The 12456-nt window shown below is 58.2% G+C and carries 14 protein-coding genes; 12 read left to right on the top strand and 2 right to left on the bottom strand.

Annotated features, from left to right (window positions below):
* Positions 1 to 306 precede the first annotated feature (306 nt).
* Positions 307 to 987 carry an alpha/beta family hydrolase gene (locus QMX86_RS12505; protein ID WP_122705769.1) on the bottom strand — a complete coding sequence of 227 codons (681 nt, stop codon included), beginning with the start codon at positions 985 to 987 and terminating at the stop codon, positions 307 to 309.
* A 90-nt stretch (positions 988 to 1077) separates the two neighbouring features.
* Between QMX86_RS12505 and ccoN (QMX86_RS12510) the strand changes: the two genes are divergently transcribed.
* From ccoN (QMX86_RS12510) to QMX86_RS12555, 10 genes are all read left to right on the top strand, one after another.
* Positions 1078 to 2502, top strand: coding sequence for a cytochrome-c oxidase, cbb3-type subunit I (gene ccoN / locus QMX86_RS12510; RefSeq protein ID WP_282385970.1), 1425 nt, complete (start codon positions 1078 to 1080; stop codon positions 2500 to 2502).
* A gap of 10 nt (positions 2503 to 2512) precedes the next feature.
* Positions 2513 to 3121, top strand: coding sequence for a cytochrome-c oxidase, cbb3-type subunit II (ccoO, locus tag QMX86_RS12515; protein WP_003223389.1), 609 nt, complete (start codon positions 2513 to 2515; stop codon positions 3119 to 3121).
* A 3-nt stretch (positions 3122 to 3124) separates the two neighbouring features.
* Positions 3125 to 3322 carry a cbb3-type cytochrome c oxidase subunit 3 gene (locus QMX86_RS12520; RefSeq protein WP_071171610.1) on the top strand — a complete coding sequence of 66 codons (198 nt, stop codon included), beginning with the start codon at positions 3125 to 3127 and terminating at the stop codon, positions 3320 to 3322.
* Positions 3319 to 4272 (top strand): cytochrome-c oxidase, cbb3-type subunit III, encoded by a 954-nt coding sequence (gene ccoP, locus QMX86_RS12525; RefSeq protein WP_071171609.1) that lies wholly within the window; start codon positions 3319 to 3321, stop codon positions 4270 to 4272. Before QMX86_RS12520 ends, ccoP (QMX86_RS12525) begins: the two co-directional genes overlap by 4 nt.
* A gap of 481 nt (positions 4273 to 4753) precedes the next feature.
* Complete coding sequence (ccoN, locus tag QMX86_RS12530) at positions 4754 to 6196, top strand: cytochrome-c oxidase, cbb3-type subunit I (protein ID WP_024012334.1); 1443 nt, start codon at positions 4754 to 4756, stop codon at positions 6194 to 6196.
* Entirely contained in the window at positions 6196 to 6804 is a 609-nt protein-coding gene (gene ccoO / locus QMX86_RS12535; protein WP_007917161.1) for a cytochrome-c oxidase, cbb3-type subunit II, read from the top strand. The genes ccoN (QMX86_RS12530) and ccoO (QMX86_RS12535) overlap by 1 nt, the downstream gene beginning before the upstream one ends.
* A gap of 5 nt (positions 6805 to 6809) precedes the next feature.
* Positions 6810 to 6995 carry a CcoQ/FixQ family Cbb3-type cytochrome c oxidase assembly chaperone gene (locus QMX86_RS12540; protein WP_016775513.1) on the top strand — a complete coding sequence of 62 codons (186 nt, stop codon included), beginning with the start codon at positions 6810 to 6812 and terminating at the stop codon, positions 6993 to 6995.
* On the top strand, positions 6992 to 7975 hold the full coding sequence (gene ccoP / locus QMX86_RS12545; protein ID WP_071171608.1) for a cytochrome-c oxidase, cbb3-type subunit III: 984 nt from the start codon (positions 6992 to 6994) through the stop codon (positions 7973 to 7975). The genes QMX86_RS12540 and ccoP (QMX86_RS12545) overlap by 4 nt, the downstream gene beginning before the upstream one ends.
* A 223-nt stretch (positions 7976 to 8198) precedes the next feature.
* Positions 8199 to 8453, top strand: a complete 255-nt coding sequence (locus tag QMX86_RS12550; RefSeq protein WP_038861980.1) for a type II toxin-antitoxin system Phd/YefM family antitoxin — start codon at positions 8199 to 8201, stop codon at positions 8451 to 8453.
* Positions 8453 to 8872, top strand: a complete 420-nt coding sequence (locus QMX86_RS12555; protein ID WP_110601377.1) for a type II toxin-antitoxin system VapC family toxin — start codon at positions 8453 to 8455, stop codon at positions 8870 to 8872. Before QMX86_RS12550 ends, QMX86_RS12555 begins: the two co-directional genes overlap by 1 nt.
* A 38-nt stretch (positions 8873 to 8910) precedes the next feature.
* Here QMX86_RS12555 and QMX86_RS12560 read toward each other — a convergent pair whose 3' ends face one another.
* Positions 8911 to 9873: a metallophosphoesterase gene (locus QMX86_RS12560; protein ID WP_236249062.1), complete on the bottom strand. Its 963-nt coding sequence runs from the start codon at positions 9871 to 9873 to the stop codon at positions 8911 to 8913.
* Positions 9874 to 10388: 515 nt separating this feature from the next.
* Between QMX86_RS12560 and ccoG the strand changes: the two genes are divergently transcribed.
* Together ccoG and QMX86_RS12570 are read left to right on the top strand one after the other, a co-directional pair.
* The gene (ccoG, locus tag QMX86_RS12565; RefSeq protein WP_041479087.1) at positions 10389 to 11804 is read left to right on the top strand and encodes a cytochrome c oxidase accessory protein CcoG; all 1416 of its coding nucleotides are present in this window, start codon (positions 10389 to 10391) and stop codon (positions 11802 to 11804) included.
* Positions 11805 to 11817: 13 nt separating this feature from the next.
* Complete coding sequence (locus tag QMX86_RS12570; protein ID WP_056784237.1) at positions 11818 to 12357, top strand: FixH family protein; 540 nt, start codon at positions 11818 to 11820, stop codon at positions 12355 to 12357.
* The last annotated feature ends 99 nt before the right edge of the window (positions 12358 to 12456 follow it).

Here is a 12456-nt window from a genome sequence, read left to right on the forward strand (position 1 = left end):
GGCATCATTTGAAGAACAGCCCAGTCTCTGAAGTCATCGTCATAACGCTTCGGCATTGCTAGACACCTTCGCCCCCATGAATGGTTGAGTCAATCAACAGAGGTGACAGGTAGGCTGACACGGGGGGGCTTGTAAAAAAGTAAGTCGCCGTCAGGCGAAACCGCCAGCCGCAGCTCCCGAAGCAACGGATATGCCCCCAAGAGCAAGATCAAAAGCTAACCCCCTCACCCCAACCCTCTCCCCCAAGGGGGCGAGGGGGAAAGGGAGCCGATCTTCATGCAACGCAAAATCCGGCCCGACTCAAAATCAGTCACGGAGAAATTCAGCCACCTTCTGCGCAGCACCCGCCAAATGATCGGAGTGCGTAAACCCAGAAACCTTCAGCGGCTTCAAATCATGATCCCCCGCCACCAACCAAAACACCTCAATCCCCGGCGCTAACGAATACCCCTCAACCGCCTCGCGATTCCCCAGAGCATCCCGCTCCCCCTGCACAATCAACGTCCGAGTCTTCAAACCAGCCAAATGCTCAACCCGAGGCTTCTCCGGCTTCCCCACCGCATAAAACGGATACCCCAGACACACCAACGCATCCACCCCCAACTCATCCGCCACCAGACTCGCCATCCGCCCGCCCATCGACTTGCCGCCAACAGCCAAAACCCCAGCGACATGACGCCGCACAACCGCAAACACCTCCCGCCAGCAATCCAACAGTTTCGGCGCAGGATTCGGCGGCCGCTTCACCCCATCCACCCGCCGCTGCGCCATATAGGGAAACTCAAACCGCAACACGTTGACCCCAAGCCCGGCAAGGCGCCCAGCCATGTCGTTCATCCACTCGCTGTCCATCGGCGCCCCCGCCCCGTGGGCCAGAATCAGCGTTGCCGAAGCCTCACCAACAGCGGCATCCCAAAGCCACCCATGATCGAGCACACACTGCGCCCATTGATCCCCGTCAATACTGGCCTTGTGCTGTTTGTCCATGCTTGCCTCGCTTTTAGTCTGCCTATAACTCCAGGCGAAGGATTCGCGCCGTTTGCGCGCTCACTTCGGCTGAACCGTGGATGGGGAACCATGAACACTTCTATCAGTACCGCCTACAACTACAAGGTGGTCCGCCAATTCGCCATTATGACGGTGGTGTGGGGCATCGTCGGCATGGGCCTCGGGGTTTTTCTCGCGGCGCAATTGGTCTGGCCGGAACTCAACTTCAATTTGCCCTGGACCAGTTTCGGCCGTCTGCGCCCGCTGCACACCAACGGGGTGATCTTCGCCTTCGGTGGCTGCGCGCTGTTCGCCAGCTCTTTTTATTCGGTGCAACGCACCTGCCAGACGCAATTGTTCGCGCCGCAAATCGCCGCGTTCTGCTTCTGGGGCTGGCAACTGGTGATCCTGTTGGCGGCGATCAGCCTGCCGTTGGGTTACACCAGTTCTAAGGAATATGCCGAACTGGAATGGCCGATCGACATCCTGATCACCATCGTCTGGGTCGCCTACGCGATCGTGTTCTTCGGCACGATCATGCAGCGCAAAACCAAACACATCTACGTGGGCAACTGGTTTTTCGGCGCGTTCATCATCACCGTGGCGATTCTGCACATCGTCAACAACCTTGAGTTGCCGGTGAGTTTCACCAAGTCCTACTCGGTGTACGCCGGTGCAACCGACGCGATGGTGCAATGGTGGTATGGCCACAACGCCGTAGGCTTTTTCCTCACCGCCGGCTTCCTCGGCATGATGTATTACTTCGTGCCGAAACAGGCCGAGCGTCCGGTGTACTCCTATCGCCTGTCGATCGTGCACTTCTGGGCCTTGATCACCCTGTACATCTGGGCCGGCCCGCACCACTTGCACTACACCGCGCTGCCGGACTGGGCGCAGTCGCTGGGCATGGTGATGTCGCTGATCCTGCTGGCACCGAGCTGGGGCGGTATGATCAACGGCATGATGACCCTCTCGGGCGCCTGGCATAAGTTGCGCAGCGACCCGATCCTGCGCTTTCTCGTGGTGTCGCTGGCGTTCTACGGCATGTCGACCTTCGAAGGGCCGATGATGGCCATCAAGACTGTCAACGCCCTCTCCCACTACACCGACTGGACCATCGGCCACGTTCACGCCGGCGCGCTCGGCTGGGTGGCGATGATCTCGATCGGCGCGCTGTACCACATGATCCCGAAAATCTTCGGCAAGGCGCAGATGCACAGCGTCGGTTTGATCAACGCGCACTTCTGGCTGGCAACCATCGGCACCGTGCTCTACATCGCCTCGATGTGGGTCAACGGCATCGCCCAGGGCCTGATGTGGCGCGCAGTCAACGAGGACGGCACGCTGACTTACTCCTTCGTCGAAACCCTGGTGGCCAGCCATCCGGGCTTTGTCGTGCGACTGATCGGCGGGGCGATTTTCTTAAGCGGCATGTTGCTGATGGCTTACAACACCTGGCGCACCGTGCGGGCCTCGCAGCCTGCTGATGTCGTCGCTGCCGCGCAGATGGCCTGAGGAGTCCGCCATGAAACACGAAACGATTGAAAAGAACGTCGGCCTGCTGATGCTGCTGATGGTGTTCGCCGTGAGCATCGGCGGCCTGACCCAGATCGTCCCGCTGTTCTTCCAGGACGTCACCAACAAACCGGTGGAAGGCATGAAGCCCTACACCGCGCTGCAACTGGAAGGTCGCGACATCTACATCCGCGAAGGCTGCGTCGGTTGCCACTCGCAGATGATCCGCCCGTTCCGCGCCGAAACCGAACGCTACGGGCACTACTCGGTTGCCGGCGAAAGCGTCTGGGATCACCCGTTCCTGTGGGGTTCGAAACGTACCGGTCCGGACCTTGCACGGGTCGGCGCGCGCTACTCGGATGACTGGCACCGCGCGCACTTGTACAACCCGCGCAACGTCGTGCCGGAATCAAAGATGCCGGCCTATCCGTGGCTGGTCACCCAAGCGGTCGACAGCAGCCACACCGAAACCAAGCTGAAAACCATGCGCACCCTCGGCGTGCCGTACACCGACGACGACATCAGCGGCGCGGTCGCCAGCCTCAAGGGCAAGACCGAAATGGACGCCCTCGTTTCCTATCTGCAAGTGCTCGGCACTGCGATCAAGAGCAAGAGGTGAGCCATGGTCATTGAAATGAGTGCAGGCCTGATCCGCGGCCTCGGCACGGTCGTGGTGTTCGTCGCCTTCATCGGTTTGACCTTGTGGGTGTTCAACCGCAAGCGCACCCCGGAATTCGCCGAAGCACGCCTGCTGCCGTTCGCCGACGAGCCACTATCCGAAACAATTTCAGCCCCTGAAACAAGGAGTACCCGGCCATGACCACCTTCTGGAGTACGTGGATCTGCGTACTGACCATTGGCAGCCTGATCGGCCTGACCTGGCTGCTGATCGGCACCCGTCGGGGCGAGACCAAGGGCAGCGTCGACCAGACCATGGGCCACAGCTTCGACGGCATCGAGGAGTACGACAACCCGCTGCCGCAGTGGTGGTTCATGCTGTTCGCCGGCACGCTGGTGTTCTCGGTGGGTTATCTGATTCTCTATCCGGGCCTGGGCAACTGGAAAGGCATCCTGCCCGGCTATGAGGATGGCTGGACCGGCGTGCACGAATGGGAAAAGGAAATGAACAAGGCCGACGCACGGTTCGGGCCGATCTTCGCCAAATTCGCGGCGATGCCCCTGGAAGAAGTGGCCAAGGATCCGCAGGCGCTGAAAATGGGCGGTCGTCTGTTCGCCTCCAATTGCTCGGTGTGCCACGGCTCGGATGCCAAGGGCGCGTTCGGCTTCCCTAACCTTGCTGACAGCGACTGGCGCTGGGGCGGCGATGCCGAGACGATCAAGACCACCATCATGGGTGGGCGGATGGCGGCAATGCCGGCCTGGGGCGAAGTGCTCGGTGAGGCCGGGGTGAAAAACGTTGCCGCTTATGTGCGCCACGAACTGGCCGGCCTGCCGCTACCTGCCGACAGCAAGGCGGATCTGCAAGCCGGGCAGCAAGCCTTCAGCACCACTTGCGTGGCTTGCCACGGCGCAACTGGCCAAGGCACCCCTGCCATGGGCGCACCGAATCTTACTCACCCGGCCGGCTTCATTTATGGCACCAGCCTGACCCAACTGGAACAGACCATTCGCCATGGTCGTCAGGGGCATATGCCAGCGCAGAACGAATTGCTGGGCAACGATAAAGTGCAACTGCTTGCCGCTTATGTGTACAGCCTGAGCAACGGATTGAACACAGAAAAACTGATAACTGAAGACAACAAGAAATAGCGATTGCGCACACCACTGCCGCAGCTTTCTCGCTGCGGCAGTTTCCCGCCCCTTTGCGACGCATTGTCGCACCCCTCGGATCCTCTCCTTTCGGAACCCCGGATTCGGGTCTACGCTTCATCGAAGCGGACCGGCTGAAGTCGGTTTCCAGATCAATCCCGAACGATGCACGCCGTGAACCGGCTGATGGATTCGCCGCAAACGCAGGTAGATAACGGCTGTTGCGCCGATTGCCCGCAATTCCCCGATCACGACCCGTGAACGGGCACCGTTGATGGCGATCCGGATTGCGAGCTTTTTACGCGCACTGCGACATTTTGTCAGAGGCCATTTTTGACCCTACGCGGCGCATGGAAAGGCCGCAGAATCAGCGTTGGAAAGCATTGACCCAGGTCATGGCGCGTTGCAATGACCCCCTGCTTTATACATACTTGCGGCCGATTTTATCCCTATAAAAATACCCAAACCGTGGAACCTTAGAATGAGCACAGCAATCAGTCCGACTGCTTATAACTATAAGGTAGTCCGCCAGTTCGCCATCATGACGGTGGTCTGGGGGATCCTTGGCATGGGGCTCGGTGTCTTCATCGCCTCGCAACTGGTCTGGCCGGAACTGAACTTCGGTCTGCCGTGGACGAGCTTTGGACGCTTGCGCCCGTTGCACACAAACCTGGTGATTTTCGCCTTCGGCGGTTGTGCACTGTTTGCCACTTCCTACTATGTCGTGCAGCGAACCTGCCAGACGCGACTGATTTCCGACAGCCTCGCTGCCTTCACCTTCTGGGGCTGGCAAGCGGTCATCGTCGGCGCCATCATCACCTTGCCGCTGGGTTACACCACCACCAAGGAATACGCCGAGCTGGAATGGCCGATCGCCATTCTGCTGGCGATTGTCTGGGTCACTTACGGTCTGGTGTTCTTCGGCACCATCACCAAGCGCAAAACCAAGCACATCTACGTCGGCAACTGGTTCTACGGCGCGTTCATTGTCGTCACCGCGATGCTGCACATCGTCAACCACATGTCGCTGCCGGTCAGCCTGTTCAAGTCGTATTCGGCCTACTCCGGTGCCACTGACGCGATGATCCAGTGGTGGTACGGCCACAACGCGGTGGGTTTCTTCCTGACCACCGGTTTCCTCGGGATGATGTACTACTTCGTGCCGAAACAGGCCGAACGCCCGATCTACTCCTATCGTCTGTCGATCGTGCACTTCTGGGCGCTGATCACCCTGTATATCTGGGCCGGCCCGCACCACCTGCACTACACCGCCCTGCCGGACTGGGCACAATCGCTGGGCATGGCGATGTCGATCATCCTCCTGGCGCCAAGCTGGGGCGGCATGATCAACGGCATGATGACCCTGTCGGGCGCCTGGCATAAGTTGCGCACCGACCCGATCCTGCGCTTCCTCGTGGTATCGCTGGCGTTCTACGGCATGTCGACCTTCGAAGGGCCGATGATGGCGATCAAGACCGTCAACTCGCTCTCGCACTACACCGACTGGACCATCGGCCACGTACACGCCGGCGCCCTCGGTTGGGTAGCAATGATCTCGATCGGCGCGATCTACCACATGATTCCGAAACTGTTCGGCCGTGCGCAAATGCACAGCACCGGGCTGATCAATGCGCACTTCTGGCTTGCCACTATCGGCACCGTGCTTTACATCGCGTCGATGTGGGTCAACGGCATCACCCAGGGCCTGATGTGGCGTGCAATCAACGATGACGGCACCCTCACCTACTCGTTCGTCGAAGCGCTGCAGGCCAGCCACCCGGGCTTCATCGTCCGTGCGCTGGGCGGTGCTTTCTTTGCCAGCGGCATGCTGCTGATGGCTTACAACGTGTACCGCACCGTTCGCGCGTCGGATCCGGTTGAAGCCGAAGCCGCCGCCAAGATTGCCGTCGTTGGAGCTCACTGATGAAGCATGAAGCTGTCGAGAAGAATATTGGCCTGTTGGCCTTCTTCATGGTCATCGCCGTCAGCGTCGGTGGCCTGACCCAAATCGTTCCGCTGTTCTTCCAGGACGTCACCAACAAGCCGGTCGAGGGCATGAAGCCGCGCTCGGCGCTGGAACTGGAAGGCCGCGACGTGTACATCGCCAACGGTTGTGTCGGCTGCCACTCGCAGATGATCCGCCCGTTCCGCGCTGAAACCGAACGCTATGGCCACTATTCGGTTGCCGGTGAAAGCGTCTGGGACCACCCGTTCCTGTGGGGTTCCAAACGTACCGGTCCGGACCTGGCCCGTGTGGGCGGTCGTTACTCCGATGACTGGCAACGTGCGCACTTGTACAACCCGCGCAACGTGGTCCCCGAGTCGAAAATGCCGGCTTACCCGTTCCTCGTGGAAAACAAGCTCGACGGGAAGGAAACCGCGAAAAAAATGGAAGTCTTGCGCACCCTCGGCGTGCCTTACACCGACGAAGACATCGCCGGTGCACAGGATGCCGTGAAGGGCAAAACCGAAATGGACGCGCTGGTGGCCTATCTGCAAGGCCTGGGCACCATCATCAAAAGCAAACGGTGAATCTGATGGATATCGGGATGATTCGAGGCCTGGGCACCGTGGTCGTGATGGTGGCCTTCATCGGTCTGGCCTTGTGGGTGTTCAGCCCCAAGCGCAAGTCGGAATTCGACGACGCGACCATGCTGCCTTTTGCCGATGATCCCGAAGCCATCAAGCACGTCGAGCAAGCTTCTAGGAGTAACAAAGAATGACTACATTCTGGAGTCTGTACGTCACAGTCCTCAGTCTCGGTACGATCTTCGCCCTGACCTGGCTGCTGCTGTCGACCCGCAAGGGCCAGCGCAGCGAACAGACGGACGAGACGGTCGGCCACTCCTTCGACGGGATCGAGGAGTACGACAACCCGCTGCCGAAATGGTGGTTCATGCTGTTCGTCGGCACCATCATTTTTGCCCTGGGTTATCTGGTGCTGTACCCGGGCCTGGGCAACTGGAAAGGTCTGCTGCCGGGCTACAACTATCTGGATACCGAGAAGCAGACCGCGTTCGCCAACGGCCAGACCGGCTGGACCGGCGTCCACGAGTGGGAAAAGGAAATGGCCCGCTCGGACGCTCGCTTCGGTCCGATTTTCGCCAAGTTCGCGGCGATGCCGATCGAAGAAGTCGCCAAGGATCCGCAAGCACTGAAAATGGGCGGCCGTTTGTTCGCGTCCAACTGCTCGGTGTGCCACGGTTCCGACGCCAAGGGCGCCTATGGCTTCCCCAACCTGACCGACGCCGACTGGCGCTGGGGCGGTGAGCCGGAAACCATCAAGACCACCATCATGGGCGGTCGCCACGCGGTGATGCCGGCGTGGGCTGAAGTGATCGGCGAGCAAGGCGTGGCCGATGTGGCTGCCTACGTGGTCACCAACCTCGATGGCCGTAAATTGCCGGAAGGCACCAAAGCCGACCCGGCCAACGGTCAGAAACTCTTCGCCGCCAACTGCGTCGCCTGCCACGGCCCTGCCGGTAAAGGCACCCCGGCCATGGGCGCGCCTGACCTGACACACCCGGGCGCATTCATCTACGGCTCGAGCTTCGCGCAACTGCAGCAGACCATCCGCTACGGCCGTCAGGGCCAGATGCCGGCGCAGGAACAACTGCAGGGCAACGACAAGGTGCACCTGCTGGCGGCGTATGTTTACAGCCTGTCCCATGGTGAAAAAGCGCCGGAGGCAAAGGCTGAGTAAAGCCAACGCTTGAAGCAAAAAAGGCCCCGCCAATGAGAATTGGCGGGGCCTTTTTGCATCCTGGCATTCATGACTCGAAACGGTTGCTCAATGGATCTGAGCTGATAAACACGGTGCCCTTATGAAAATGACAAACCGATCGTCCTCGACCCGCCTTTCCGATTGCAGGGGAAATCTCAAGGTAGTAACGTTCCTACATCAGAATTTCTGGAGGCCAAACATGATGGCCATCACCACTATTTCAAGCCGCGAGTTCAACCAGGACACCAGTGCAGCCAAAAAAGCCACGCATCAAGGTCCAGTGATCATTACTGACCGAGGCAGGCCTGCCCACGTGTTGCTCAGCATCGAGGAGTACCAGAAACTGACGGGTTGCCAGACCAGCATCGTTGAGCTACTGGCGATGCCGGATGCGCTTGAAATCGAATTCGAACCCGAGCGCGCCGTCATCACTCCTCGCAGCGTGGACCTTTCCTGATGTTTCTGCTGGATACCAATGTAGTTTCCGAGTTGCGGAAGAACCAAGCCGACAGGCATGTGGTGAAATGGGCAAACAGCATTTCCCCAGCCAGCCTGTATCTATCCGCAATCACTGTGCTGGAACTGGAAACGGGCGTCCTGCGTATCGAACGTCGTGACCCTTCACAAGGCCAACTGCTGCGCAACTGGCTGGAACATCACGTCAAACCGGCGTTCTCTGGCAGAATCCTGCCGGTCGATAGCAGCGTCGCCATCCGGTGCGCACGATTGCACGTTCCCGACCGCAGCAATGAATGCGACGCCTTGATCGCCGCCACCGCGCTTGTACACGGGCTTACGCTGGTAACTCGCAACATTGCGGACTTCCAACACAGCGGCGTCAATCTGATCAACCCATGGATCGCTGCCAACACCTGATTGATGAATACCCCGCCCTATCAGCGGCGGGGCTTTTGTCAGGGGCGTTGGGCGAAGATTGAATGCACCACAGTGGTGTCGATCAACGTTCGATTGCGCCATTGGTTGTTCTTCACCAGGTACACCTGGAGTTGCTTGCGATCCTCAGTGAAACTGGCAATCAGATAGGTTTGCTGAGAGGTACTGCCACTCAGGTACATGGGCACGTTACCTTCCTGGTAGGCATCACCTCCGTCCTCGTGCAAATGGCCGGCAAAAATCGCCGTCACTCGATATTTGTTAACCATGTCGTAGAAGCGTTTCTGTTGCGCCTGGGTTCCCATGTGGTTCAACGGTTTATGCATGTTGATGATGATGGCGTAGCCCGACGCTCGCGCCAGCCTGAGATCCGTCTCGAGCCAGTCCAGTGCATCGTTGATTTCGAACGTCGTCGGGTTCAATGGATGAGCAATCCGGGCGGTATAGGTCGGTTCGTTGTTGAGCTGAACCATATGCACTTCGCCAATATTTTTCGAATAGGCGAGACTGCCCGAATAGGTCTTGCTCAGAAAGCCACTGGTAATCTTCAGATCAAAGTTATCGACCTTACCTTCATGATGCTCTTTGAACTCGACGATACTTCCTGCCGCACAGCTATTGCTAAAGCAATCATCGACATTGTTTTCATAGTCGTGATTACCAAGGCCGTAGAGATATTCGCCCTTGAAATGTTTATCCAGCAGTTCCTTCATGAACGAGCGCTGCCAGCCATGCCCGAATGCGGTTATATCACCATTGATCATCAGGGGAACCTGCGCTTGAGGGCCGTGCAGATTTCTGAATTCGGCAATGCTCGCAAGTTGGGTTTCCACCAGCCATTTCGAGCGCTCCTTGAATTCGGAATCGGATTCGGGGATGCGGCGATCGGTCTTGTCCGTCCACGGATATTGAGTATCCGAAGCAAACACCATGTGTTTCGGCATGTCAGTAGTGGCCTGAGCGGTAATAGCCGAAGCTAACATCCAGGCACCCACAAAGATGCTCTTGAGATTATTTAAATTCATGCTTTTAAATTCCATTTAAGTTAACTATCAATACGCAAAAGAATTTCGCGAGAGCAAAACTTATGCGAACACAGCTAAAACTTCAAAGCATTCATAAACAACAATCAAGTTTATATATTTCAGACCCAACACTTGTAACAGGCAGCCAATTCAATCTGTAGCTCTTGTAGCCGAAGTGGCAACGACGGACGGTTTGTCGTTCAACTTGCGACATCGACGGTTGTTGCTTGAACAAGCGATTGAAAAGATGAACTAGCCGCTTCGGCAAAACCGTCCATACTCAACAAGTCAATTGATCTGCGTCAGGCTTTTGCGCAATCGCTACACCATCCGCATTTTTTACCCAACGCGACCAAAGGTCGCACCCTTGAGCCAGAGCGGCAGGCGTATCATCACGCTACTGCAACAGCCCTTTTTGACTTCGGTTGGCACGTATCGACCGAGGCATTTTTCCACTGCCGTGGGATGCAATGATGAGCAATCAGATTCCGGTACACGACGTCACGCCGCCGAGCAAGAACGCGAACAACAGCGTCGACCTTTATGCCTCACGAGAAAAAATCTACACCCGTGCCTTCACCGGCCTGTTCCGCAATCTGCGGATGCTCGGCGGTGCGGCGTTGTTTCTGCTGTATTTCGGCACGGTGTGGCTGAACTGGGGCGGTCACCAGGCAGTGTGGTGGAACCTGCCGGAGCGCAAGTTCTTCATCTTCGGCGCGACCTTCTGGCCACAGGATTTCATCCTGCTCTCGGGCCTGTTGATCATTGCCGCGTTCGGCCTGTTCTTCATCACCGTGTACGCCGGGCGCGTCTGGTGCGGCTATACCTGCCCGCAAAGCGTGTGGACGTGGATTTTCATGTGGTGCGAAAAGGTCACCGAAGGCGACCGCAACCAGCGCATCAAGCTCGACAAGGCGCCGATGAGCGCCAACAAATTCCTGCGCAAACTGGCCAAGCACTCGCTGTGGCTGCTGATCGGTTTTGTCACCGGCATGACCTTTGTCGGCTACTTCTCGCCGATCCGCGAACTGGTCATCGAGTTCTTCACCGGCCAGGCTGATGGCTGGTCGTATTTCTGGGTCGGTTTTTTCACCCTCGCCACGTACGGCAATGCCGGTTGGTTGCGTGAGCAGGTGTGCATCTACATGTGCCCGTATGCGCGCTTCCAGAGCGTTATGTTCGACAAGGACACGCTGATTGTTTCCTACGACCCGCGCCGTGGCGAAAGCCGTGGCCCACGCAAGAAAGGCATCGACTACAAGGCGCTGGGGCTGGGTGATTGCATCGACTGCACGATGTGCGTGCAGGTCTGCCCGACCGGTATCGACATCCGCGATGGCCTGCAGATCGAGTGCATCGGCTGCGCTGCGTGCATCGACGCTTGTGACAGCATCATGGACAAGATGGATTACCCGCGCGGGCTGATCAGCTACACCACCGAGCACAACCTCTCCGGGCAGAAAACCCATAAACTGCGACCACGCCTGATCGGCTACGCCGTGGTGCTGCTGGCGATGATCAGCCTGTTGGTCGCCGCGTTCTTCATGCGCTCGCTGGTCGGTTTCGACGTCAGCAAAGACCGCGTGCTGTACCGCGAAAACGCTGAAGGCCGGATCGAAAACGTCTACAGCCTGAAGATCATGAACAAGGATCAGCGCGACCACACTTACCTGCTGCAAGCCGAGGGTCTGCCGGACCTGCGCCTGCAAGGCAAGCGCGAGATCAAGGTGGCCGCCGGCGATATCGTCAGCATGCCGGTCGAGTTGTCCAGCGCACCGGAACAACTGCCATCGAGCACCAACGAGGTGAAATTCATCCTCAAGGACGCCGATGACAACAGCGTCCACGTTGAAGCCAAGAGCCGATTCATCGGCCCACAAATCCGTTGAGAGAATTTTGAACATGCCCGCTGCAAACGCCGCAAGTCCTTGGTACAAGCACCTCTGGCCGTGGATCATCATCGCGATTCTGGCCTGCTCGGTGGCCTTGACCCTGTCGATGGTGACCATCGCGGTGAACAACCCGGACAATCTGGTCAACGACAACTATTACGAAGCGGGCAAAGGCATCAACCGTTCACTGGATCGCGAACTGCTGGCGCAAACCCTGAAGCTGCGTGCAGCGGTGCATCTGGATGATGTGACCGGGGAAGTCGATCTGCGCTTGAACGGTGACAGCCAGCCGCAAACCCTGGAACTGAACCTGATCTCGCCGACCCAGCCGGAAAAGGATCGCAAGATCGTGCTGACCCGCAGTGGCAGCGAGAGCGGGCGCTACATTGGCCAGTTGAGCGACAAGGTTGAAGGGCGACGGTTTGTCGAGTTGCTTGGCAGCCAGGATGAGCACGTGTGGCGCATGTTTGAAGAAGAACTGGTCAGCCATGACAAGGAGCTGCTGCTGGGTGATGAGCCATTGCAGGGCGCGGAAGATCTGAAAAAATAAGCCTTTTACTCTGATCGTTCCCACGCTCTGCGTGGGAACGCAGCCAGGGACGCTCCGCGTCCCAGCCGAAGCGGACGCGGAGCGTCCGGGGAGGCATTC

Origin of the sequence: Pseudomonas sp. PS01270 (assembly GCF_029959775.1) — a bacterium.
In the GTDB taxonomy this organism is placed as follows: domain Bacteria; phylum Pseudomonadota; class Gammaproteobacteria; order Pseudomonadales; family Pseudomonadaceae; genus Aquipseudomonas; species Aquipseudomonas atacamensis.